General features: G+C 64.1%; 22 protein-coding genes and 1 pseudogene. 18 read left to right on the forward strand and 5 right to left on the reverse strand.

Annotated features, from left to right (window positions below; translation table 11 throughout):
• Nucleotides 1-167 precede the first annotated feature (167 nt).
• From QA640_RS09460 to QA640_RS09470, 3 genes are all read right to left on the reverse strand, one after another.
• A complete protein-coding gene (locus QA640_RS09460; protein WP_283040424.1) occupies nucleotides 168-314 on the reverse strand; it encodes a hypothetical protein in 147 nt (48 codons plus the stop codon).
• Nucleotides 315-386: 72 nt separating this feature from the next.
• Entirely contained in the window at nucleotides 387-563 is a 177-nt protein-coding gene (locus QA640_RS09465; protein WP_283040425.1) for a hypothetical protein, read from the reverse strand.
• A gap of 144 nt (nucleotides 564-707) precedes the next feature.
• Nucleotides 708-1,358, reverse strand: a complete 651-nt coding sequence (locus tag QA640_RS09470) for a glutathione S-transferase family protein (RefSeq protein WP_283040426.1) — start codon at nucleotides 1,356-1,358, stop codon at nucleotides 708-710.
• Between the two features lie 545 nt (nucleotides 1,359-1,903).
• Between QA640_RS09470 and QA640_RS09475 the strand changes: the two genes are divergently transcribed.
• From QA640_RS09475 to QA640_RS09500, 6 genes are all read left to right on the forward strand, one after another.
• Entirely contained in the window at nucleotides 1,904-3,106 is a 1,203-nt protein-coding gene (locus QA640_RS09475) for a pyridoxal phosphate-dependent aminotransferase (RefSeq protein WP_283040427.1), read from the forward strand.
• A 153-nt stretch (nucleotides 3,107-3,259) separates the two neighbouring features.
• Nucleotides 3,260-3,742, forward strand: a complete 483-nt coding sequence (locus QA640_RS09480) for a DUF992 domain-containing protein (protein ID WP_283040428.1) — start codon at nucleotides 3,260-3,262, stop codon at nucleotides 3,740-3,742.
• 128 nt (nucleotides 3,743-3,870) lie between these two features.
• Nucleotides 3,871-5,919, forward strand: coding sequence for an elongation factor G (locus QA640_RS09485; protein ID WP_283040429.1), 2,049 nt, complete (start codon nucleotides 3,871-3,873; stop codon nucleotides 5,917-5,919).
• 270 nt (nucleotides 5,920-6,189) lie between these two features.
• Nucleotides 6,190-7,023, forward strand: coding sequence for a shikimate dehydrogenase (locus QA640_RS09490; protein WP_283040430.1), 834 nt, complete (start codon nucleotides 6,190-6,192; stop codon nucleotides 7,021-7,023).
• A 54-nt stretch (nucleotides 7,024-7,077) separates the two neighbouring features.
• Entirely contained in the window at nucleotides 7,078-7,704 is a 627-nt protein-coding gene (locus tag QA640_RS09495; protein WP_283040431.1) for a hypothetical protein, read from the forward strand.
• Nucleotides 7,705-8,079: 375 nt separating this feature from the next.
• A complete protein-coding gene (locus tag QA640_RS09500) occupies nucleotides 8,080-9,615 on the forward strand; it encodes a L,D-transpeptidase (RefSeq protein WP_283040432.1) in 1,536 nt (511 codons plus the stop codon).
• Nucleotides 9,616-9,633: 18 nt separating this feature from the next.
• On the opposite strand, the gene QA640_RS09505 is transcribed toward QA640_RS09500, so the two are convergent.
• Nucleotides 9,634-10,770, reverse strand: coding sequence for an alpha-hydroxy acid oxidase (locus tag QA640_RS09505; RefSeq protein WP_283040433.1), 1,137 nt, complete (start codon nucleotides 10,768-10,770; stop codon nucleotides 9,634-9,636).
• A gap of 92 nt (nucleotides 10,771-10,862) precedes the next feature.
• Here QA640_RS09505 and QA640_RS09510 point away from each other — a divergent pair, with 92 nt between their 5' ends.
• The 12 genes from QA640_RS09510 (at nucleotide 10,863) to QA640_RS09565 (ending at nucleotide 24,292) form a co-directional block, all read left to right on the forward strand.
• Complete coding sequence (locus QA640_RS09510; protein WP_283040434.1) at nucleotides 10,863-11,030, forward strand: hypothetical protein; 168 nt, start codon at nucleotides 10,863-10,865, stop codon at nucleotides 11,028-11,030.
• Between the two features lie 229 nt (nucleotides 11,031-11,259).
• Nucleotides 11,260-12,603, forward strand: coding sequence for a phosphoglucosamine mutase (gene glmM / locus QA640_RS09515; protein WP_283040435.1), 1,344 nt, complete (start codon nucleotides 11,260-11,262; stop codon nucleotides 12,601-12,603).
• Between the two features lie 324 nt (nucleotides 12,604-12,927).
• Entirely contained in the window at nucleotides 12,928-14,181 is a 1,254-nt protein-coding gene (locus QA640_RS09520; protein WP_283040436.1) for an MFS transporter, read from the forward strand.
• Between the two features lie 227 nt (nucleotides 14,182-14,408).
• Entirely contained in the window at nucleotides 14,409-15,236 is an 828-nt protein-coding gene (locus tag QA640_RS09525; RefSeq protein WP_283040437.1) for an outer membrane beta-barrel protein, read from the forward strand.
• Between the two features lie 171 nt (nucleotides 15,237-15,407).
• Complete coding sequence (locus QA640_RS09530) at nucleotides 15,408-16,232, forward strand: outer membrane beta-barrel protein (protein WP_283040438.1); 825 nt, start codon at nucleotides 15,408-15,410, stop codon at nucleotides 16,230-16,232.
• Between the two features lie 73 nt (nucleotides 16,233-16,305).
• Nucleotides 16,306-16,896, forward strand: coding sequence for a glutathione S-transferase family protein (locus tag QA640_RS09535; RefSeq protein WP_283040439.1), 591 nt, complete (start codon nucleotides 16,306-16,308; stop codon nucleotides 16,894-16,896).
• Nucleotides 16,897-16,911: 15 nt separating this feature from the next.
• Nucleotides 16,912-17,379, forward strand: a complete 468-nt coding sequence (locus QA640_RS09540; RefSeq protein ID WP_283040440.1) for a GNAT family N-acetyltransferase — start codon at nucleotides 16,912-16,914, stop codon at nucleotides 17,377-17,379.
• Between the two features lie 158 nt (nucleotides 17,380-17,537).
• Nucleotides 17,538-17,744, forward strand: coding sequence for a hypothetical protein (locus QA640_RS09545; RefSeq protein ID WP_283040441.1), 207 nt, complete (start codon nucleotides 17,538-17,540; stop codon nucleotides 17,742-17,744).
• Nucleotides 17,745-17,823: 79 nt separating this feature from the next.
• Nucleotides 17,824-18,996, forward strand: a complete 1,173-nt coding sequence (locus QA640_RS09550; RefSeq protein WP_283042754.1) for a phosphoserine transaminase — start codon at nucleotides 17,824-17,826, stop codon at nucleotides 18,994-18,996.
• 170 nt (nucleotides 18,997-19,166) lie between these two features.
• Nucleotides 19,167-20,756 (forward strand): phosphoglycerate dehydrogenase, encoded by a 1,590-nt coding sequence (serA, locus tag QA640_RS09555; RefSeq protein ID WP_283040442.1) that lies wholly within the window; start codon nucleotides 19,167-19,169, stop codon nucleotides 20,754-20,756.
• A gap of 166 nt (nucleotides 20,757-20,922) precedes the next feature.
• Nucleotides 20,923-22,095: an acetyl-CoA C-acyltransferase gene (locus QA640_RS09560; RefSeq protein WP_283040443.1), complete on the forward strand. Its 1,173-nt coding sequence runs from the start codon at nucleotides 20,923-20,925 to the stop codon at nucleotides 22,093-22,095.
• Between the two features lie 223 nt (nucleotides 22,096-22,318).
• Complete coding sequence (locus QA640_RS09565; RefSeq protein WP_283040444.1) at nucleotides 22,319-24,292, forward strand: methyl-accepting chemotaxis protein; 1,974 nt, start codon at nucleotides 22,319-22,321, stop codon at nucleotides 24,290-24,292.
• Between the two features lie 116 nt (nucleotides 24,293-24,408).
• Here QA640_RS09565 and QA640_RS09570 read toward each other — a convergent pair.
• Nucleotides 24,409-24,696, reverse strand: a pseudogene (locus tag QA640_RS09570) (hypothetical protein); the annotation flags it as partial.
• Between the last annotated feature and the right edge of the window lie 46 nt (nucleotides 24,697-24,742).

The raw sequence follows: 24,742 nt of genomic DNA on the forward strand, positions 1-24,742 counted from the left end.
GCTCCCTGACGAGCTAATGCCGCGAGACTGGCCGATCGTTGCACCGTTGCGGTGTGATTTCGCGCGGGATGCTTAAGGCGTGGCTGCGGTGGGGCGCAGACCTTTCAACGGATTTTACGCCAAATCGATGCGCGTTTGAGCGAACATGCCAGACAAGCCTTCGCGCCTTATCCCGTCACCTGGCTGCGCACTGCCGGAAGGTTCAGCGTCGAGGTGCCCGTGCTCTTGCGCGTGCCGGCGAAAATCAACAGCGATGCAGCGACCAGGATGGCCGCGGTCAGGGTCACTGCAACGATGATCACCGGTGATTTCATCGATGTCCTTGCTGCGTTGCCGATCAGCGCGGGGCCGCACTGACCGCGCCGGGTAGGGGCCGAGGATGTGGGTCAGCCCGCAAGGCCCATCGCCATGGTCGCCCGGGTCGTCAGCACCGTCAGAGCGACGATCAGGCATAGCGACAGCGCCGCGATCGCGAGCGAGGCCGCGACGGCGCCTGTCAGCCGGGAAGAGACGACGGGGGCAGGTCGGCCCTGAAAGCCCACCATGCCGGACGCCCGAGTCATGGTCTAAATCCTTCAACGCGCGAGCGAATCACCCGCGACGCCAACAACTGTCACAATTTCAACCGGCAATATTGGGGCGCACTCCAGCTGAATATGGCGAGATCGTGGCAAGGATTAACGTTGTGCCCGGTATTCTCGGCCCGCTCAGGCGCTCGCTGCGATGCTCGCGGGATCGTCGATATCGGCCGGCCGCCAGTCCATCGACACGAAGCCCGGCGCCTGCTCGACCCGCTTCAGCCAGGCCCGGATCGCGGGGAAGGTCGAGAGGTCGAAGTCGCAGCGGTCGGCGAGGTGGGTGTAGCCGTACAGCGCGATGTCGGCGACGGTGAGCTGGCGGGCGGCGAAATACTCAGCAGTCTTGAGGTGATTTTCCATCACTTGGAGCGCGCCATAGCCGCGCTCCATCCAGTCCTCCAGCGCGTGCGTCTGGAGGTCGCGGCCGCCCTTGACCAGCGACAACCAGAAATAGGCGGCACCGATATTGGGCTCAAGCGCGTGCTGCTCGAAGAACATCCATTGCAGCGCTTCGGCGCGGTCGATGCGTTGCTCCGGCGCGAGAGGCGTGCCGCCGGCCACGTACCAGAGGATTGCGTTGGATTCGGCAAGGTAGCGGTCGTCGCCAACCTCGAGCAACGGCACCTGGCCGGAAGGATTCTTCGCAAGAAAATCCGGCGTGCGGCTCTCCCCGCGCAGAATGTCGATCTCGATTGCCTGGTAGGGCAAGTTCAACAGCGCCAGCGCAAGGCGGACCTTGTAGCTGTTGCCGGAGCGTTGCATCGAATAGAGCTTGTACATTCGAGAGGGTCTGCTCAGGTGACGGGAAGGCGCGCCGCTTGTTGCCTCGCAACGCGGCTAAAGAATGATGCCGTTGTGAATCCGCCGCAAGGCCCACGCGCTAGAAAAACTTGAAATCGCTACTGCACTGCAACGCTGCAAAAAATCATTTCAACACGACAGAACAATTCGCATCACGCTTGCGTCAGGCTGCGATCGCTGCGCCGCGATCGCATCCGCCTTCAATGGTTGCGATATCAAACCGCAAAATCGAGCCGGCGTCGCCCACATCGTCAGGTTGCACGGCCTCGCCGAAACGGCCGAGCTTGCAGCTCGGCGAAGAGTAGAAATTGCTCGGAGGACAATCCTTGCCAGATATAAGGCATTCCGGCAGCAAAAGTTTAGGAATATTGCGCAAATCCGGGGCGTCTTCGGCTCGGATTCGTAAACTTTTGCCGGATTGAGCCGAAGTTCTTGCGGTGCAGCGGCACCCGTCCTAGGGTGCATCATTCCCACAATCAGAGTCGTGACGCCCAAGGGTTCACGACGCTCGCCAGGAGATGATGATGTCCTTCCTTGCCGCTGCGCTCGACCGTGTGAAGCCGTCCGCGACCATCGCGGTCACGGATAAAGCACGCGCGCTGAAAGCGGCGGGCCGCAATGTCATCGGCCTTGGCGCCGGCGAGCCCGACTTCGATACGCCCGCCAACATCAAGCTGGCCGCGATCCACGCCATCGAGGCCGGCAAGACCAAGTACACCGCGGTCGACGGCATTCCCGAGCTGAAGGAAGCGATCATCGCAAAATTTCAGCGCGAAAACGGCGTCAGCTACAAGCCGAACCAGGTGATCGTCGGCACCGGGGGCAAGCAGGTGCTCTACAACGCGCTGATGGCGACCATCAATCCGGGCGACGAGGTGATCATCCCGGCGCCCTATTGGGTCAGTTATCCCGAGATGGTGGCGCTCGCCGGCGGCGAGCCCGTGTCGGTGATCTGCACGGCCGCGACCGGCTTCAAGCTCCAGCCCGAGGCCCTCGAGCGCGCGATCACGCCGAAGACCAAATGGGTCATCCTGTGCTCGCCGTCGAACCCGACGGGTGCCGCCTACACGAAGGCCGAGCTGAAGGCGCTCACCGACGTACTGGTCAAGCATCCGCATGTCTGGGTGATGACCGACGACATGTACGAGCATCTCGTCTATGACGACTTCCAGTTCACCACCGTCGCCCAGGTCGAGCCGAAGCTCTACGAGCGCACGCTGACCGTGAACGGCGTCTCCAAGGCCTATTGCATGACCGGCTGGCGCATCGGCTATGCCGGCGGTCCGGCGCAGCTCATCAAGGCGATGTCGACGATCCAGTCGCAGTCGACCTCCAACCCGTGCTCGATCGCGCAGTGGGCGTCGGTGGAAGCGTTGAACGGTCCGCAGGATTTCATCCCGGCCAACAACAAGGTGTTCAAGGAGCGCCGCGACCTGGTGGTCTCCATGCTCAACCAGGCGAACGGCATCGAGTGTCCGCGCCCCGAGGGTGCGTTCTACGTCTATCCGTCTTGCGCCGGCACGATCGGCAAGACCGCGCCGTCGGGCAAGGTGATCGGAAACGACGAGGCGTTCGTCACCGAACTGCTGGAGAGCGAAGGCGTTGCGGTCGTGCAGGGCTCGGCCTTCGGCCTCGGTCCGGCCTTCCGCATCTCCTACGCGACCAAGACCTCCGATCTCGAAGACGCCTGCAAGCGCATCCAGCGCTTCTGCGGCAACCTGCGTTGAACCGCCAGATGAACGAAAAGGCCCGCGTCGAAGCGGGCCTTTTTTATCGCACCCGATCTGGCACCAGCAGGACTCTTGTGGCATAGAGCGTTGCGTGCGTCGTCGCGCCGCTATCAATCTCTGATGGTATCGCATCATAGCCGGAGACCCTCCATGCACCGTTCACTCCTCCTTGCCGGGCTTACCGCAATCGGCCTCGTGGCGTTCGTCGCCGGCGCCAGCGCGCAGCAGCAGCGGATGGTGCGCGTCGGTGTGCTCGAATGCCGTGGTGGCGCCAGCGTCGGCTTCGTGGTGGGATCGGTGACCAATCTCGGTTGCGTGCTGCGCGCCGACGGTGTGCCGGAGGACCGTTACGTCGCGACCATTCGCAAAGTCGGTCTCGACCTCGGCATCACGCAGGAGACGGCGCTGACATGGGGCGTGTTCGCGCCGGTCGATCGGCTTGGGCCGGGCGATCTCTCGGGCGACTATGCCGGCGCGCAAGGTAGCGCGTCGGTCGGCGTCGGCTTAGGGGGCAACGTGCTGGTCGGCGGCTCCAACAATTCGATCGCGCTCCAGCCACTCAGCGTGCAGGGCCAGGTCGGACTCAACGTCGCCGCGGGCCTCGAAAGCCTGGAACTGCGGCCGGGTCGTTAACGGTCAGACACGTTTGGGCGACGACGCACCGCAGCGACGTTTCGCGCTTGCCAAAACGAAGGGACCGGCAGAGCATCGACCTTTGCCGACCCAATCACGGGCCGAGCTCCACATGAAGGAGGCGGCGAATGGGACAAGACGTCAGAAGTCCCCGAGGTCCACGGTGCATTGCGCTTGTGGGCCCTTTCCAAAGCGGTAAAACCACTCTTCTCGAAGCGATTTTGGCACGAACGGGCGCAATCCCGCGTGCCGGCAGCGTCGACGCCGGTACTTCGGTGGGCGACGCGACGCCAGAGGCCCGCCTTCACAAGATGACCGTGGGCCTGACGGCTGCGACCACGAGTTTCATGGGCGACAGCTACACCTTCCTCGATTGTCCGGGTTCCGTTGAGTTCGCTCACGACATGCGCGCGGCGCTGCCTGCGATCGACGCTGCTGTCGTGGTCTGCGAGGCCGACGAGAAGAAGCTGCCGCAGCTTCAGATCATCCTGCGCGAGCTGGAGGAGATGAAGATCCCGCGCTTTCTGTTCCTCAACAAGATCGATCGCGCCAATAAGCGCATCCGCGAGACGCTCGAGACGTTGCAACCGGCCTCTCGCGTGCCGCTGGTGCTGCGCCAGATTCCGATCTGGAACGGCGAGCTGATCGAAGGCTTCGTCGATCTCGCGCTCGAGCGCGCCTTCGTCTATCGCGAGCACAAGGCCTCCGAGGTCATCGCGCTCGAAGGCGGCAATCTCGACCGCGAGAAGGAAGCCCGTTTCTCGATGCTGGAGAAGCTTGCCGATCACGACGACGCGCTGATGGAGCAACTGCTCGAAGACATCCAGCCGCCGCGCGATGCGGTATTCGACGATCTCTCGCGCGAACTCCGCGAAGGCCTGATCTGCCCGGTGCTGCTCGGCGCCGCCGCGCGCGAGAACGGCGTGCTGCGCCTGATGAAGGCGCTGCGCCATGAGGCGCCAGGCATTGCCGAGACCGCCAAGCGGCTTGGCGCCCCCGACACCAAGGATGCGCTCGGCTATGTCTTCAAAACGCTGCATTCGCAGCATGGCGGAAAGCTGTCGCTGACGCGGTTGCTTGCCGGCCATCTCGACGACGGCGCCACGCTGCAGTCCGCCTCGGGCGGCGCGGGGCGCATCTCCGGCATTCTCGCCGTCAACGGCGCTTATGATACGAAGCGTCCGTCTGCGGAGGTCGGCGACACCATCGCGCTCGGCAAGCTCGATCCGATCAAGACCGGCGACACGATCTCGGCCGGCAAGACCCCACCGTCTCAGCTGATCGCGGTCGAGCCGACGCCGCCGGTGCTTGCGATCTCGGTCGCGGCCACCGACCGCAAGGACGACGTCAAGCTTGGCCAGGCGCTCGCCCGGCTGCACGAGGAAGATCCCTCGCTGATGGTCGTGCAGAACCCCCAAACCCATGACACCGTGCTGTGGGGGCAGGGCGAGATGCACTTGCGCGTCGCCAGCGAGCGGCTGCGTGACCGCTTCGGCGTCAACGTCAAGTCCCATCCGCCGGCGATCGGGTACCAGGAGACCATCCGCAAGCCGATCATCCAGCGCGGCCGGCACAAGAAGCAGTCCGGCGGCCACGGCCAGTTCGGCGACGTCGTGCTCGACATCAAGCCGCTGGCGCGCGGGGAGGGGTTCAAGTTCGCCGAGAAGGTGGTCGGCGGTGCGGTGCCGCGCAACTACATCCCGGCGGTGGAGGAAGGCGTCGTCGACGGCTTGATGCGTGGCCCGCTCGGCTTCCCCGTCACCGACGTGCAGGTGACGCTGACCGACGGCTCCTATCACAGCGTCGACTCCTCCGATCTCGCGTTCCGCACGGCGGCGCGGGTCGGGCTCAACGAGGGCCTGCCGCAATGCCAGCCGGTGCTGCTGGAGCCGATCCATGTAGTCGAGATCGTCTGCCCGACGGACGCCACCGCCAAGATCAACGCGATCCTGTCGGCGCGGCGCGGCCAGATTCTCGGCTTCGATACCCGCGAGGGCTGGAGCGGCTGGGACTGCGTGCGCGCCATGATGCCGGAGGCCGAGATCGGCGAACTCATCGTCGAACTGCGCTCGGCGACCGCCGGCTCCGGCAGCTTCACCCGCCAGTTCGATCACATGGCCGAGGTGACGGGTCGCGCCGCCGACCAGATCATCGCCGCGCATCAGCACGCGGCGTGATCGCTCATTCCGGGCGCACCGCCAGGCGGTGCTCCCGGTCTGGCACATCGCGCCTCGCCAGAAGTGCTGGCTCCGTGGATGCCCTTGTGCTTGACAGGCCTTCGCTGAACATATTGATCGTGATGGCCGGGCAGAAAGCGCGAAGCGTGTCTTCCGCTGGATGTCCCGGCCATCCACGTCTCCGGAATGCACGAGACGACGTGGTTGCCCGCGACAGGCGTGGGCATGACGGGGAGGTCGCCGTGCTGCATCGGAATTTCGGATTCTATCGTGTCTAAGACGCCCGTAGCCTGCCTGATCGGATGGCCGGCGGCGCATTCGCGCTCACCGTTGATCCATCGCTACTGGCTGCGCACGCTCGGCATCGATGGCGGCTACGTCATCGAGGCGGTGCCGCCGGAGGACTTGCGCGACTTCGTGCTGCGGTTGTCGTTGCACGGTTTCGTCGGCGCCAACGTCACGATCCCGCACAAGGAAGGCGTGCTCGCGCTCTCGACGCCGGATGCGCGCGCCAAGGCGATTGGTGCCGCCAACACGCTGTGGCTCGCGGGAAACGAACTGCATTCGACCAACACCGACGTCGAAGGCTTCGTCGACAATCTGGATGCCAGCGCTCCGGGGTGGGATGCGGCCGAGGAGGCGCTGGTGCTGGGTGCCGGCGGCTCGTCGCGCGCGATCGTGTTCGGCCTGCTCGAACGCGGCGTCAGACGCGTCCATCTCGCCAACCGCACCATTGCGCGGGCGGAGGCGCTTGCGACGGCGTTTGGTTCGCGCGTGCAGCCCATGGCGTGGGACGCGATCAACGACGTGATGCCGCGGGCAAGGCTGCTCGTCAACACCACCTCGCTCGGCATGCGCGGCCAGCCGGCGCTCGAACTCGACATCGCGCGCCTGCCGCAAGAGGCCGTCGTTGCCGACCTCGTTTATGTCCCGCTGATCACGCCATTGCTTGCGGCAGCCCAGGCGCGCGGTCTGAAGACCGCCGACGGGCTCGGCATGCTCTTGCACCAGGCGGTGCGCGGGTTCGAGCTGTGGTTCGGCAAGCGGCCGCAAGTGACGGCAGAACTGCGCGCGCTCGTCGAAGCCGATCTCACAAAATCTTGAGTGAATAGGGCGCGGCCTCCGGAGTTTGTTCTCGTGGGACAATCGGAGAACGTCATGCCTGTTCAACGTGAAACTTTCACACGTCCGCTCGTCGCTGTCGCGATGGTGGGCCTATCCACGCTCTATGCCGTTGCGCAGCAGGCGCCTGTGCCGACGCGGGTGCGCGGAACGATCGAAAAAGTCGACGGCGATCTGCTGTCGGTGAAGTCACGCAGCGGCGAGGACGTCAGGCTGCATATCGCCGCCGACCTGCGCGTCGCGGGGATCACCAGGATCGCCCTTTCCGATATCAAGGTCGGCTCCTTCGTCGGAGCGACCACGGTGCCGGGACCGGACGGCGGCCAGAACGCCGTCGAGGTTCATGTCTTTCCGGAAAGCATGCGCGGCACCGGCGAAGGCTCGCGGCCCTACGATTTGCGGCCAAATTCCAGCATGACCAATGCGACGGTGACCGAGAGCGTGGTCGGCAATGACGGTCACACGCTGCTCGTCAAATACAAGGACGGCGAGAAGAAGGTGTTCGTCTCGTCGGACACGCCAGTCGTCACCTACGTGGCCGGGGAGAAATCGGATCTGAAAGAGGGCGCCAAGATCATCGCCTCCATCAAGGCGCTGCCGGACGGGTCCTTCGAGGCCAGCCGCATCAGCGTCGGCCGCGACGGTCTGACGCCGCCGATGTAGAGCAGCTCCGCTGCGCGGGTCGGCCGCGACGGAGTGACGCCGCCGATGCGACTGCGGACGTCATTTCCGGCGGCACGGCTCGTCGTCCGGGTTTGGGCTGCAGGGAATCGTCAGCATTGGGCCGATCCACACCGGTTCGCCCACAGACCGTGGACGCGCCGGTGACCCTTGCGCGCTGTTGGGCTCCCGGGCCCATTTTTTGACGGAAAGCCGCCCTTCCTCCCGTGCGGGCCGTCGTATATCAGAGATTTGCCATCGAACCTGCCGATAATCCTCGGGAGCCAATTGCGATGGCGACGGTTATTTAATCCAAGGATCGCAATCTGACTTTAAGTCGAAGCCGAGCGCAGACGACTATTTCAACCGGGGTACGGCATGGCAAATCGATTGACGACTGCGCAATCCACTCTGGCGATGCGGCGTTGGCGGCCTGCCGGCCTTGCAACGATCGCGGCGATGGCCGCGCTGACGGTGCTACCTCCCGACGTCGCCGCGGCGAAGCAGGCGCGCCCCGCAGTCGAAGCGGTTGCGCCGCGCATGGCAGGCGAGCCGATCATGGCGATCGTGTCGATCAAGAGCCAGCAGGTCACCTTCTACGACGCCGATGGCTGGATCCTGCGCGCACCGGTGTCGACGGGGACGACGGGACGCGAGACGCCGGCCGGCGTCTTCGCCGTGATCGAAAAGGACAAGGACCACCACTCGACCATGTATGATGACGCCTGGATGCCGAACATGCAGCGCATCACCTGGAACGGCCTCGCGCTACACGGCGGGCCGCTGCCCGGCTATGCGGCCTCGCACGGCTGCGTGCGGATGCCCTTCGGCTTTGCGGAGGATCTGTTCGACAAGACGAACATCGGGATGCGGGTCATCATCTCGCCGAACGACGCCGCACCGGTCGATTTCTCCCATCCGGCGCTGTTCGTGCCGAAGAAGGAGGCGATTGCGGCGGCCCCGGCGCGGGCTGATACGCTTTCCCGCGAGGCCGAGGAGGCCATCAGGGCAGCCGACGAGACGAAGAAAGCTGCCGCGACGACGGCGCGCGAGGCCGCATCGCTTCCGGGGACGCTGCGCAATCTGGAACGGCTCAAGAAGAGCGCCGACGCCGAACTCGCTTACGCCGACAAGGTGCTCGCCGCCGCGAAGACGGATCAGGCCAGGGCCCGGGCCGAGGGGCTGAAGCAGAAAGCCGCCACCAAGGCCACTGATGCGGCAACGCAGCTCGACACCGCCAAGGCGAACGCGCAGCCGAAGCGCGATGCCGCCGCTGCTGCCAAAGACGCCGCCAAGGCGGCGGCGACCAGGAAGGCCGACGCCGTCAAAGCTGCGACCGAGGCGAAGCTGGCGCTCGAGCCGGTCTCGATCTACGTCAGCCGCGCGACGCAGAAACTTTACGTGCGGCGCAACACACACAAGCCGGCGCCGGACGGCGGCGGCGAGGTCTTCGATACGACCATCGAGGTTCCCGTCACGATCCGCAATCCCGATCGGCCGATCGGCACGCACGTGTTCACCGCGATGGCGAAGAGCGATGCCGGGCTGCGCTGGAGCGTGGTCACGATCGACAACGCAGACGACGCCAAGGACGCGCTCGACCGCATCACCATCCCGCAGGACGTGCTCGACCGTATCGCGCCGACCGCAGCGCCGCGATCCTCGATCATCATCTCCGACGAGCCGCTGAGCAGCGAAACCAACTACCGCACCGAGTTCGTCGCGGTGCTGAGCAACGAGCCCCAGGGCGGCTTCATCACGCGCCGGCCCACGGCCCCCGATCTCGTTGCGAGCGATGACAGCTGGGACAATGGCGGCTTCGGCTTCTTCTTCCAGCGCAATCCTAACCCGCAGCCCGGCACTCTTCGCCGGCGTGGCGGCCAGTACTGGCAGCCGCAACAGGGCTGGTGGTAACACCGCGATACGTCGCGCTTAGACCGCGATGATGTGATCGTCGATCTCGTCCACCCGGTTGACGCCGCACAGACCCATGGTCGTCAGCAGCTCTTTATGGATGATGTCGATCGCCTTGGCGACGCCGGCCTGGCCGCCGGCGCCCAGCCCATACGCATAAGCGCGGCCGATCATGCAGGACTTTGCGCCGAGCGCGAGCGCGCGCATCACGTCCTGGCCCGAGCGGATACCGCCGTCGAACATGATCTCCATCTTGTCGCCGACCGCATCCGCGATCTCGGGCAGCACCTCGATCGACGACGGCGCACCGTCGAGCTGCCGGCCGCCGTGGTTGGAGACGACCAGGGCTTGCGCGCCGGTCTTTGCGGCCTCCTCGGCATCCTCAATATCGAGGATGCCCTTGATGACGAGCTTGCCCGGCCAGATGCTGCGGACCCACTCGACGTCCTTCCAGTTCAGCGATGTGTCGAACTGCGAAGCCGTCCATTCCGCGAGGCGATTGAGATCCTCGGTGTTCTTCACGTGACCGGCGATGTTGCCGAAGGTGCGGCGTTTGCCGCGCAGCACGCCGGAAACCCAGGTCGGCTTGGTGGCGAAATCGATGAGCTTCGATAGCGACCACTCGGGCGGCACCGTCATGCCGTTCTTGATGTCGGCATGGCGCTGCCCGATCACCTGGAGATCGACGGTGAGCACCAGTGCACTGCACTTGGCGGCAATCGCGCGCTGGATCAGCTCCTTGATGAAGCCGCGATCCTTCATCACGTAGAGCTGGAACCAGAACGGCTTCTCGACATTGGCGGCAATATCCTCGATCGAGCAGATCGACATCGTCGACTGCGTGAACGGGATGCCGGCGGCTTGCGCTGCGCGGCAGGCGTGGATCTCGCCGTCGCCATGCTGCATGCCGAGCAGCCCGACCGGCGCGAGAATCAGCGGCATGGTCGAGGGCTCGCCGAGGATCGTGGTCGAGGTGTCGCGCTTGGAGACGTCGACCAGGATGCGTTGACGAAACTTGATCTGCTGAAGATCGTCGCGATTGGCGCGCAGCGTCTCCTCGGCATAGGAGCCGCGGTCGCAATAATCGAAGAACGCCTTCGGTACGCGCCGCTTGTGCAGCGCACGTAGGTCTTCAATGCAGGTGATATGCTTCATGACGTTCCCCGGCGCCCGTCCTTGCGTCAACGGATTTAGGGGTCATCTAGCATGGATGGGTGCACAGCCAAATCGTTTGCGAAGAGGCAGCCATGACCAGACCGCGACCCGGGCCGAAATCAACTGATGCGGACGAGAAGCATCGCCTCGATGAGGCGCTCGAGGAGGGTCTCGAAGAGACCTTTCCTGCCTCCGATCCCGTCAACGTCACCCAGCCTCCCCCGAGTCGTGGCGACCGGCACGTGAAGCGCTCGGATTAAACCTCAGAGTTCCATTGCTTCGGGCTTGTTTGACGAGAGTTCCAATGTTAACAAAGGGTTGCCGGACCGGCCGGCAGCCGGGTTCCGTAATGATTCATGATATTTTTTGAAGCCAAGTTAGCTGTGATGGCATTATAAGAACGCCGAGCGGAAATCAGGGATGGCGGAGCCGTGCAAGGCATCCGGTAGTTGTATTGGGGAATCCTGGTTGCCGCCGTGGGGGACTCATATGAGCCGCAAATATTTCGGGACCGACGGGATTCGAGGGCGCGCCAACGGACTGATCACGCCGGAGCTCGCGCTCAAGGTCGGCCAGGCAGCCGGCCTTGCGTTTCAGCGCGGTGACCATCGCCACCGGGTCGTGATCGGCAAGGACACGCGCCTGTCCGGCTACATGATCGAATATGCGATGGTCGCGGGCTTCACTTCCGTCGGCATGGACGTGCTGCTGGTCGGCCCGATGCCGACGCCGGCGGTCGCGATGCTGACGAAGTCGATGCGCGCCGATCTCGGCGTCATGATCTCTGCCTCCCACAATCTGTTCGAGGACAACGGCATCAAGCTGTTCGGCCCGCAGGGCTTCAAGCTGTCCGATGACGTCGAGAGACAGATCGAGCAACTGCTCGACGAATCCCTCGACAAGAAGCTCGCACAAAGTGCGAGCTTGGGCCGCGCCCGCCGCATCGACGGCGTGCATGACCGTTATATCGAATTCGCCAAGCGCACGCTGCCGCGCGATCTGTCGCTCGACGGTCTGCGCGTCGTGGTCGATTGCGCCAATGGCGCCGCCTACAAGGTGGTGCCGGAGGCGCTGTGGGAATTGGGCGCCGACGTCGTGCCGATCGGGGTCGAGCCCGACGGCTTCAATATCAACAAGGAATGCGGCTCGACTTCGCCGGAAGCGCTGTCGAAGAAGGTGCGCGAGATGCGCGCCGACATCGGCATCGCGCTCGACGGTGATGCAGACCGCGTCATCCTGGTCGACGAGCGCGGCCACATCGTCGATGGCGACCAGCTGCTCGCGGTGATCGCTCAGAGCTGGAAGGAAGACGGACGGCTGTCGCGGCCCGGCATCGTCGCGACCGTGATGTCCAATCTCGGGCTCGAACGATTCCTGAAAGGGCAAGGGCTCGATCTCGTGCGCACGCCGGTCGGCGACCGCTACGTGCTCGAGCAGATGCTGAGCGGCGGCTACAATCTTGGCGGCGAGCAGTCCGGCCACATCATCTTGTCCGACTATGCCACCACCGGCGACGGCTTCGTCGCTGCATTGCAGGTGCTGGCGGTGGTGCAGAAGCTGCGCCGGCCGGTCTCCGAAGTCTGCCATCGCTTCGATCCGTTGCCGCAGATCCTGAAGAACGTCCGCTACAAGAGCGGCAAGCCGCTCGACGACAACGACGTGAAGTCGGCGATCTCGGACGGTGAGAAGCGGCTCAACGGCCATGGCCGGCTCCTGATCCGCTCCTCCGGCACCGAGCCCGTGATCCGCGTGATGGGCGAGGGCGAGGACCGTATCCTGGTCGAGGAAGTCGTCGATACTATCGTCTCCGCACTCGGGCAGGCTGCGGCTTAGAAGAACACATCGCTCTCCTTTCACGCCGCCTCTTACCTCTCCCCGGGCGGGGAGAGGTTGGACTGCGCCTGGCGATGCCAAGCATCGTCCAGTGCAATCCAGGTGAGGGGGCCGCAACTTCACGCGCGACCTTAACATCTCACCCCGGCCGTAGCCGCTGCGAAGCATCGGCGGTTCGGAGAACGACGGCCGTCGGCCGTCTACGCCGACGTCTCCCGATGGGAGAGGTGCATCCCTGCCATCGGCGATTGACGGTGGTCAGCTCATCCCTGCCGTCGTAGGGAGGGGCGTGGCGGTCCGCCGCGCCTGCCGGGAATCAATCCCTTGAACAAGCCTGTCGTCGTCTCTGAGGAAAGCCTGGCCGAGCCCGTCGTCGTGGCCGACGTGGCGGCTGCGGCGCGCAAGCCGGGCGCCGGGCCGGCCTATATCGTGCTCGCCGGCATCAGCTTCTCGCATTTCCTCAACGACACCATGCAGTCCTTGATCGCGTCGGTCTATCCGATCCTGAAAGACACCTACGCGCTCGACTTCGCGCAGATCGGCATGATCACGCTGGCTTTCCAGTTAACGGCCTCGCTGCTCCAGCCGGTGGTCGGGCACTACACCGACAAGAAGGCGCAGCCTTACTCGCTCGCCATCGGTATGGCCTCGACCTTCTTCGGCCTGCTGCTGCTCAGCGCCGCGCATCAATATCTCATCATCCTGGTGGCGGCCGCGCTGGTTGGCCTCGGCTCGGCTGTGTTTCACCCGGAGTCGGCGCGCATCGCGCGGCTTGCCTCCGGCGGCCGCTACGGCTTTGCGCAATCGGTGTTTCAGCTCGGCGGCAGTTTCGGCACGTCGATGGGCCCGGTGCTGGCGGCGCTGATCGTGGTGCCGTTCGGACAGGGCAGCATCGCCTGGTTCTCCTCGATCGCGTTTCTCGCCATCGTTATCCTCTGGCGCATCGGCCGCTGGTACGCGCCGCAGATCACGACGAAGAAGGAGAAGCCGATCCATGTGCATCCTGACGGGCCGAGCTCGCGGCGCGTCGCGGTCGCGCTTCTCGTGCTGGTGGCGCTCCTGTTCTCCAAGCAGCTCTACGTATCGAGCCTGTCGAGCTACTACATCTTCTACCTGATCGATCGCTTCGGCGTGTCGACGCAGGCGGCGCAGATCTACCTCTTCATTTTCCTCGCAGCAAATGCGGTCGGCGCGTTCTTCGGCGGTCCGCTCGGGGATCGTTTCGGCCGCAAGATCGTGATCTGGATATCGATCGTCGGCGCACTGCCGTTCATGCTGGCGCTGCCCTATGCCGGGCTCTACACGAGCGCCGTGCTTTCCGTGATCATCGGTCTCATCATCTCCTCGACCACATCCTCGATCATCGTGTTCGCACAGGAACTGGTGCCGCACCGCTTCGGGATGATCTCGGGCGTGTTCTTCGGCGTGGCCTTCGGCATCGGTGGCCTTGGCGCGGCCGTGCTCGGCAAGCTCGCCGACCATACCTCGATCGAGTTCGTCTATCAGGTCTGCGCCTATTTGCCGGCGATCGGCCTGCTGGCCGTGTTCCTGCCAAAACTGCCGCAGCACGCGCGTTAACTCGACGTTCCCCAGGACGCCGTGCCTTCATGCATCGTTAGCGATTGTGCCGCGGCGTGCCGCATTTTTGCAACGCTTCGGCCGCACGGGTGCGTGGGGTGAGGGAAAATCAACCTTAAAAATTAGGGTTAAGCGGCGCTTAAGCATTTAGTGCCATCGTCCGCCCGTGAGTTTCCAGAAAGTGGGGCGTCCGCATTTTTGCCTCACCGGTTAAAAGGACGAAGCCAATGCGTAGCGTTAAGTCATTCCTTGCCGCAGGTGCGGCAACTTTGATCTCGTCGATGGCGTTTGCCGCCGATATGCCGATCGCCGCGCCCCCCATGTACGCGCCGCCGGCTCTCGCCGACTTCGGCGGCTGGTATTTGCGCGGCGATATCGGCTTCAGCAACCAGCGCGTGGACCGGCTGAACAATGTGCTCGATGCCAACACCACGTCCTCGGTGCAGACCCTCAACTTCAACAGCGCCGGCATCTTCGGTCTCGGTGCCGGCTATCGGTTCAACAACTGGTTCCGTGCAGACGTTACCGGTGAGTATCGCGGCAACTCGCAATTCTTCGGCACCGACCGCATCACCTTTCCGGGTGGGGTTGGCACCGACACCTATCACGCAACCAAGAACGAATGGGTCGTTCTCGCCAACGCATATGTCGACCTCGGTACTTGGTGGTGCATCACGCCGTTCGTCGGCGCTGGCATCGGTACGGCGCGGGTCGCGATCAACGGCTTCACTGACCAGGGCATCGTGAATATTGGTGCCGGTGCGCTGCCGGGCCTGGCCTTCGGCGACAACGTTGCGAAGTGGAACTTCGCCTGGGCGGCTCATGCCGGTCTCGCCTACAAGGTCTCGCCAGCCTTCACTGTCGAACTCGCCTATCGATACCTCGACATGGGCGATGGTCTGACCGGCGACCTCAAGACCTTCGATGGCACGAATGCCGTCGTCAACCCGACGACGTTCAAGCACATCACCTCGCAAGACCTGAAGCTCGGCGTGCGCTGGAATCTCGACAACCCGCCGGTCTATGCGCCACCGCCGCTGGTCACCAAGGGCTGATCGCAGTACCCAATCGGTTAAGACATCTTAACGGCGCGGGATCATCCCGCGCCGTTTTGCTTTGTGCAAAATTCATGGCCTGATCGTGCCGAAATCGCGCAACGCAACCATTGGTTAAGGTTAACGGGCCATGATCATGCGCGACAAGTCCGAGTTCGATGGAGCGTTGCGATGCGTAGGCTTTTGTGGGCCGCGGTGATGTGGGGCGTGGTGTCCGCCGCGCAGGCCGCCGATATGCCGGATCTCCCGATCCTGCGCGGCAGCTTGAGCGATGGCCTCAGCCGGTCGAGCGTCAACTGGCAGGGCTTCTACGTCGGTGGCCAGGGCGGCTATGGCTCGTCGGACGAGAACTTCAGCGGCTCCAATTCGACGATGCTCGCCGCCCTGCTCGACCACAACGTGATCCAGCAAATGGATGTCGCCAACTGGAATCTCGGGCTCGGCAAGAATTCGAGTCGCTCCGCAGGTTACGGCGCCTTCTTCGGCTATAACGGGCAATGGGAAGACGTCGTGCTGGGTCTCGAGGTCAGCTACCTGCACGGCAATTTCGGCGGTTCGTCCAACGCGTTCAAGGAACTCGTCAGCGGCAGCAAGCTATCCGACGGCAACTTCCATGACGTCGCCGTGACGTCGTCGGCCTCGATCTCGATCAAGGACATGGCGACGTTCCGCGGCCGCGCCGCCTATGCCTGGGGTTGTTTCCTGCCCTACATGTTCGGCGGCTTTGCGCTCGGTAATGCCGACATCACGCGCTCGGTCACCGTCAATGATGCGATCGCCTCGTCGCAGACGGGGCCATTCACCGCACTCGCGCCGTTGAGCGCGACGGATGCCGTGCACAACCACCTGGTCTACGGCTACACGGGCGGTCTCGGCGTCGACGTGAACCTCATGGGCGGTCTCTTCATGCGCGCCGAGTGGGAATATGTCCGCTTCACTTCCCAAGTCGACACCAGCATCAACACCGTCCGCGCCGGCCTCGGCTACAGGTTCTGAGCGCAGCGCATGGCGCCGGTTGACAGGACGGCGCCGCCCTGATGCTTTTGTCGCTGCGATGGGAGCAGCGGCGATGAAGATCTACGGCGATACGAACTCCGGCAATTGCCTGAAGGTCAAGTGGGTCTGCGACAGGCTCGACCTGCCGTATCAGTGGGTCGAGATCGACACGCGCAAGGGCGAAACACGCACGCCGCAATTCCTAGCGATGAACGGTGCCGGTCAGGTGCCGACCATCGCACTCGACGACGGTCGCACGCTGGCGCAGTCCAACGCGATCATCCGCTATCTCGCGCGCGACAGCGATCTCATTCCGCGCGATGCCTTTGCCGCGGCCAAGATGGACGAATGGCTGTTCTGGGAGCAGTACAGCCATGAGCCCTATGTCGCGGTTTGCCGTTTCCAAATGGTCTATCTCGGCAAGGACGTCTCCGAGCTCGACCCGGAGAAGGTCAAGCGCGGCTATGCGGCGCTTGACCGCATGGAACAGCATCTCGCATCGAGCCGCTACTTCGTCGGCGAAGCCATCTCGCTCGCCGACGTCTCGCTGTTGGCCTATACCCGCGTCGCCCACGAAGGAGGCTTTGATCTCGGCCGTTACGACGCCATGCGGCGCTGGATCGACGAGGCCGAGGCCTATCTTGGCCTGCCGTCGGCGCGCTGAACGGGAGAGCCTGAGATGAGCGCCGATTCCATCATCATCCGCCGCGCCCGCCGCGAGGACGTGGCCGCGATCGTCGCGATGCTCGCCGACGACCATCTCGGCCGCGCCCGCGAGCACCTGGAGGAGCCGCTGCCGGAGTCCTATTTCAGCGCATTCGATGCGGTCGACAAGAATCCCGGTCTGAGGCTCGTGGTCGCGGTGGACGGCACGGGCAGGGTGGTCGGCTGCCTGCAACTCGCCATCCTGCCCGGCCTGAGCTCGCAAGGTGGTTCGCGTGGTCTCCTGGAAGACGTGCGCGTCGCCTCCGACTGCCGCAGCCGCGGCATCGGCGAAAAGCTCGTGCAATGGGCAGTCGCGGAAGCCCGCGCGAAGGGCTGTAACCTGGTCGAGTTGCTGACGCATCAGAGCCGCGTCGACGCGCAACGTTTCTACAAGCGGCTCGGATTCTCCGCGAGCCATGTCGGCATGACTGTCCGCTTTTGACGCAACTTTCCGCAGCCGTTGCATCGTCTGCAAAATCTGCCCGCCCATCCGTTTCGGTTAAGGGCTGATAAACTACCGGGCGGTCGTTCATGCTCGCCGGGCAACGATCGGTGCTAGGTTGCGTCTGGACACCGGGCTCGGTCGGTTCGGGGATTTCAATGACAAGCTATTCGTTGATCAAGGTCGGCAACGACTACGTTGTGCAGGCCGACGACAAATGCATTTTGAAGGTCGCCAGCCGGCGCCGAGCTGCGCAGTTGATCAGCGAAGCGACTGGCTTGCTCAACGCAGCGGCTGCCGTCGAAATTCCAGAGAAGACGGTGGAAACCGCATCACTCCACCGTGAGACGTCTAAACTTCCTTGACGCTTCTGCCCGTTTGCCGTATTAGCCGCCGCGGGACACCTCCCCCCAACGGGAGGCTTACTATCTGGAAGGGTAGATGATGACTGCAGCGAAGCCCGCTTCGCGGCCCCTCGTGCCGCATTTCTCCTCCGGCCCCTGCGCCAAGCGCCCCGGCTGGACCGCCCAAAATCTCAAAGACGCAGCTCTCGGCCGTTCGCATCGTGCGAAGGCTGGCAAGGCCAAGCTCAAGCTCGCAATCGATCTGACGCGCGAAGTGCTTGAAGTGCCGGCCGACTATCGCATCGGCATCGTTCCGGCCTCTGATACGGGCGCGGTCGAGATGGCGCTGTGGTCATTGCTCGGCGCGCGTCCAGTCACCACGCTCGCCTGGGAGTCCTTCGGCGAAGGTTGGGTCAGTGACATCGTCAAGGAATTGAAGCTCAAGGACGTCACCAAGCTCAACGCGGCTTACGGTGAAATCCCGGATCTTTCCAAGGTCGATCAGAAGAGCGACGTCGTCTTCACCTGGAACGGCACCACCTCCGGCGTGCGCGTGCCGAACGCCGACTGGATCAGCGCGACCCGCGAAGGCCTGACCATTTGCGACGCCACGTCGGCCGCGTTCGCGCAGCCGCTCGATTGGCCCAAGCTCGACGTCGTCACCTTCTCCTGGCAGAAGGCGCTCGGCGGTGAGGCCGCGCACGGCATGCTGATCCTCTCGCCCCGCGCGGTGGAGCGGCTCGAGACCTACAAGCCGGCCTGGCCGCTGCCGAAGATCTTCCGCATGACCAAGGGCGGCAAGATCAACGAAGGCATTTTCGCCGGTGAGACCATCAACACACCCTCGATGCTCTGCGTCGAGGATTATCTCGATGCACTGAACTGGGCGAAGTCGATCGGTGGCCTGAAGGCGCTGATCGCGCGCGCCGACGCCAACACCAAGGTGCTCGCCGACTGGAAGGCAAAGACGCCGTGGATCGACTTCCTGGCGAAGGATGCGGCGATCCGCTCCAACACTTCGGTGTGCCTGAAGTTCACCGATCCCGCAATCACCTCGCTATCGTCCGACGCGCAGGCCGAGTTCTGCAAGAAGCTCGTCGCGCTGGTCGAGAAGGAAGGTGCGGGCTTCGACTTCGCGTACTACCGCGATGCGCCGGCGGGCCTGCGCATCTGGTGCGGTGCCACCGTCGAGGCAAAGGACGTCGAGCTGCTGACCCAGTGGATCGACTGGGCCTTTGCCGAGACCAAGGCCGCGCTGCCGAAGGCGGCGTGATGTTTCTGACCCTCCCCTGGAGGGGGAGGGTCGACGCACCGTTAGGTGCGTCGGGGTGGGGTGATCTCTCCACGCGGCGCACCATCGAAAATCGCATCGACAGTTTCACCCCACCCCGGCGCTAAAGCGCCGACCCTCCCCCTCCAGGGGAGGGTGAAGGAAACGTTCAGATGACCAAACCGAAAGTTCTCATTTCCGACGCGCTCTCGCCCGCTGCCGTGCAGATCTTCAAGGATCGCGGCGTCGAGGTCGACTTCCAGCCCAACCTCGGCAAGGACAAGGACAAGCTGGCCGAGATCATCGGCAACTACGACGGTCTTGCGATCCGTTCGGCGACGAAGGCGACCGCCAAGATCATCGAGAGGGCGACCAACCTGAAGGTGATCGGCCGCGCCGGCATCGGCGTCGACAACGTCGAGATCCCGGCGGCCACCGCCAAGGGCATCATCGTGATGAACACGCCGTTCGGCAATTCCATCACGACCGCCGAGCACGCCATCACCCTGATGCTGGCGCTGGCGCGCGAAATTCCGCAGGCCGACGCTTCCACCCAGTCCGGCAAGTGGGAGAAGAACCGTTTCATGGGCGTCGAGATTACTGGCAAGGTGCTCGGGGTCATCGGCTGCGGCAATATCGGCTCGATCGTCTGCGACCGCGCGCTCGGCCTGCGCATGAAGGTCGTCGCCTTCGATCCCTTCCTGTCGCCGGAGCGCGCCAAGGACATCGGCGTCGAGAAGGTCGATCTCGATGACCTGCTCAGGCGCGCCGACTTCATCACCCTGCACACTCCGCTCACCGAGAAGACCAAGCACATCATCGACGCGGCAGCGATCGCCAAGATGAAGAAGGGGGTGCGCCTGATCAATTGCGCCCGTGGCGGCCTGGTCGACGAGCAGGCGGTGGTGGATGCGCTGAACGCCAAGCACATTGCCGGCGCTGCCTTCGACGTCTTCGTCGAGGAGCCCGCGACCTCGAACGTGCTGTTCGGGCATCCCAACGTGATCTGCACGCCGCATCTCGGCGCCTCCACCACCGAGGCGCAGGAGAACGTCGCGCTTCAGGTCGCCGAGCAGATGTCGGACTATCTGTTGTCCGGCGCGATCTCCAACGCCATCAACTTCCCCTCGATAACGGCGGAAGAGGCCCCCAAGCTGAAGCCGTTCATCGCGCTCGCCGAGAAGCTCGGCTCCTTCGCCGGCCAGCTCACCGAGAGCGGCATTTCGAAGGTGACAATCACCTATGAGGGCCACGTCGCCGAAATGAAGATCAAGGCGCTGACCTCCGCCGTGCTGTCCGGCCTGCTGCGGCCGATGCTGGGCGAGGTCAACGTGGTGTCCGCGCCTGTCGTCGCCAAGGAGCGCGGCATGGTGGTCGACGAGGTGACCCGTGCCGCGCAGAGCGACTATGAAAGCCTCATCACCGTGACGGTGGCGACGGAGCGTCAGGAGCGCTCGGTCTCCGGCACCGTCTATCACGACGGCAAGCCGCGGCTGGTCGACATCAAGGGCATCCGCGTCGACGCCGAGTTCGGCAAGTCGATGATCTACGTCACCAACGAGGACAAGCCGGGCTTCATCGGCAAGTTCGCAAGCCTGTTGGGCGATGCCAAGATCAACATCGCGACCTTCCATCTCGGCCGCGTCTCACAGGGCGGCGATGCCATCGCGCTCGTCGAGGTCGACGGCGCCGTGCCGGCGGATGTGCTCGCCAAGGTGCAGGCGCTGCCGCAGGTCAAACAGGCGAAGGCGCTGACGTTCTGACGATTACCGCTTAGATATTCCGACCCGCGGAACAAGCGCCGCCTCTGTCTCCGGAGGCGGCGTTTTTCTTTGCTCCACGCCGCCTTTATCTTCCCTGCGACCGCCAAGTTTGTGTACCAATGGCGCAACAACGAACAGTCCAAGTCGTCCGAACAGGGAGAAAACAATGCGTGAAGCCGTCATCGTTTCCTATGCCCGCACGGGGTTGGCAAAGTCCGCCCGCGGCGGGTTCAACATCACCCCGCCGATGTCTCTCGCGGCCCACGCCATCCATCACGCCGTCGATCGTGCCGGCGTGGAGAAGGACTATGTCGAGGATTGCTATCTCGGCAATTGCGCGCATGGCGCGCCGAATATCGGCCGTCAGGCCGCGCTGCTCGCCGGCCTGCCTACGACGACGGCCGGCGTCTCGGTGAACCGCTTCTGCTCGTCGGGCTTGCAGACCATCGCGATGGCAGCCAACTCGATCCGCTCCGACGGCGCCGACTGCATCGTCGCCGGCGGCGTCGAGAGCATCTCGATTCCGGGCGGCGGCTCGCCGAAGGAATCGATCGATCCGGAACTGCTCAAGGTCGCGCCCGATATCTTCATGGCGATGATCGACACCGCCGATATCGTCGCCGAGCGCTACAAGCTCAGCCGCGAATATCAGGACGAGTTCTCGCTGGAATCGCAGCGCCGCATGGCGGCCGCGCAGCAAGCGAACAAGTTCAAGGACGAGATCGTCCCGATGAAGACCAGGATGAAGGTGGTCGACAAGCAGACCAAGGCCGAATCGATCGTCGACTACGTCGTCGATCGCGACGAGTGCAACCGGCCGGAGACTACGCTGGAAGGTCTCGCCAAGCTCGAGCCGGTCAAGGGCCCGGGCAAGTTCGTCACCGCCGGCAACGCCAGCCAGCTCTCGGATGGTGCCGCGGCCGTCGTGCTGATGGAAGCCAAGGACGCCGAGAAGCGTGGTCTTGAGCCGCTGGGCCGCTTCGTTGCCTGGGCGACCGCCGGCTGCGAGCCGGACGAGATGGGCATCGGTCCGGTCTTTGCGATCCCGAAGCTTTTGAAGCGGACCGGCCTGAAGATCGACGACATCGATCTCTGGGAGCTCAACGAAGCCTTCGCCAGCCAGTGCCTGTATTGCCGCGACAAGCTCGGCATCGACCCCGCCAAGTACAACGTCAACGGCGGCTCGATCGCGATCGGCCATCCCTTCGGCATGACCGGCGCACGCCTCACCGGTCACCTCTTGCAGGAAGGTCGGCGCCGCAAGGCAAAGTGGGGCGTGGTGACGATGTGCATCGGCGGCGGCCAGGGCGGCGCCGGCCTGTTCGAGATCTATAGCTGATGCAAAGTCCATCCATGATTGGATGATGAGCGCACGGCGCCTTCGAGCGCCGTGTTTTTTGCAGCGTGTATGCACGCCATCGTGCAATCATTTATCGATTCCTGCACATTTTTGCGGCAGGTTTTGTGAATACACGTAGTCATACGTACCCGCAAATTAAGGGAAATTTTTCCCGGTTATCGCTTCATGAACCGCATCGGCCACAACCAGCCTTGCCACCACGATGCGACCTCCCTCTCTTCGCCTCGCTCACAAGATCACTGCGATCGGTATCATCGGCGTCGTCGGCGTCGCCCTGATCGGCGGCATCCATCTCTACGGCGAGAAGGCGATGGCGGTCTATCGCGACGCGGCTGAGAGTGCGCGCACCATCTTCGAGCTGAACAGCAGGATCGCCGTCGAGCTGCTCGAAGGACGCCGTGCCGAGAAGGATTTTTTGCTGCGCAATGACGCGGCCAAGGTGCAGCGCCAGATCGAGATCGCCCGGCAGGTCGCCGACGACATCGAGACGCTGCGGGGCAAGATCGTCGCGCTCGGCCGGCCGGAGCTGGGCCGTGAGATCGAGGCGATGAATGCCTCGTTGAAGGATTATCAGGCTCATTTTGTAGCCGTGGTCGAGCAGAAGCAGAAGCTCGGGCTCGACGAGAAATCCGGCCTCGAAGGGCGGCTGCGCGCATCGGTCCACGATATCGAGGCGAAGGTCGATCAGCTCCACGAAGTGCCGCTCCTCGTGACGATGCTGATGATGCGTCGCCACGAGAAGGATTTCATGCTGCGCCGTGATCCCAAATATGGCGATGAGATGAAGAAGCGCGCGTCCGAATTCCTCGCCGGCGTCGACGCGGCCGCCGTTCCCGACGGCGCGAAGGCCGAGCTGCGTGCGAAGCTCGCTGACTACCAGCGCGATTTTTCGGCCTGGATGGACACGGCTCTGGCGCTCGCTGTCGAACAAAAGAAGATGTCGGAAGCCTTCTCCGCCGTTGAGCCGGTGATCGAGCAGGTGTCAAAATCGGTCGACACCCTTCGCGCCGAGGCGGATCGTCTGAACGACGTCGAGCGCGACGGCATTCAATGGTGGATCGCGATGGCGATCGCATTGATTGCTTCTGGCGTGCTCGGCCTCGGCTTCGTCATCGGTCGCTCGGTATCGAGGCCGCTGTCCGCGATGCGGGCGGCAATGATCGAGCTTGCCAACGGCAATTTCGCGATCGTGCTACCAGGCCTCGAGCGTCCCGACGAGATCGGCGAGATCGCGCAGGCGGTGGAGACCTTCAAGGTCAACGCCGAGCGGAAGGCGCGGGACGAAGCCGAGGAGAAGGTCAGGCAGGACCAACTCGCCGCCGAGCGCCGCCGCGACGACATGATCCGGATGGCGGATAATTTCGAAGGCGCGGTCGGCCGGATCGTCGCCACAGTCTCATCGGCCGCGACCCAGCTCAAGGCCTCAGCCACCTTTCTCACCTCGACGGCCGGCCGGTCGGAGGAGCTCGCCACCATGGTCGAATCGGCGTCGGAAGAGGCGGCCACCAACGTGCAGTCGGTGGCATCGGCGGCGGAGGAGCTCAGCGCGTCAGTCAACGAGATCAGCCGCCGAGTGCAGGAATCGGCGCGCATCGCAGGCGAAGCAGTCGACCAGGCGCGCCAGACCAACAGCCGCGTCGGCGAGTTGTCGAAGGCGGCCACGCGCATCGGCGACGTGGTCGAGCTCATCAACACCATCGCTGGCCAGACCAATCTGCTTGCACTGAACGCAACCATCGAGGCTGCGCGCGCAGGCGAGGCCGGGCGCGGCTTTGCGGTGGTTGCATCCGAGGTCAAGGCGCTGGCCGAGCAGACCGCGAAGGCAACCGGCGATATCGGGCAGCAGATCTCCAGCATCCAGGCCGCGACGCAGGACTCGGTGAGTGCGATCAGGACCATCAGCGGCACGATCGAGCGGCTGTCGGAGATATCCTCGGCCATTGCCGCCGCCGTGGAAGAGCAGGGCGCCGCGACCGGCGAGATCTCGCGCAACGTGCAGAACGCTGCCGCCGGCACCACGCAGGTCAGCGCCAACATCAGCAACGTGCGGCAAGGCGCGACCGAGACCGGCTCGGCCTCCTCGCAGGTGCTCTCCGCCGCGCATTCGCTCTCCGACGACAGCAACCGCCTCAAGCTCGAGCTCGGCAAGTTTTTGGATACCGTGCGCACGGCTTGAAATCCTAAGCTCTCGACGGCAAGCTCCTCCGCCCGCGCCACTGCCGGCCGCAGGCCCTTGCGCCAGTCGGTGATGGTGCGGCCGAAGTGGTGACGGAACCAGCGCGCCATGGCGCTTTGCGCGGAAAAGCCGAGCTGCTCGGCGATCGTCGAGAGCGGCCGGCCGGGTTCTTCGAGCCGCTGGACGACGAGTTCGGCGCGCTGTGCGTCGAGTAAAAAGCGCTGGCTCGCCAGTTGCGAACCACTCACAGGGCGCGAAAGCGAGGTGCTGGAGCACCTGCGCGCGGCCAGATGACGCTCCAGCGGCCACCGACCTGCCGCGGAGGCGCCGCACGGAAACCCCAAATCGAACCGGTTCCTGACCTGCTGCGTCTCACCACGATGGCGAGGCGTTTTTCGCTGCATCCGGCTGGCGATGCGGCGACATTGGCAGGAGGAATTTGATGCGCAC

The sequence above is a fragment of the Bradyrhizobium sp. CB82 genome (assembly GCF_029714405.1).
GTDB lineage: Bacteria > Pseudomonadota > Alphaproteobacteria > Rhizobiales > Xanthobacteraceae > Bradyrhizobium.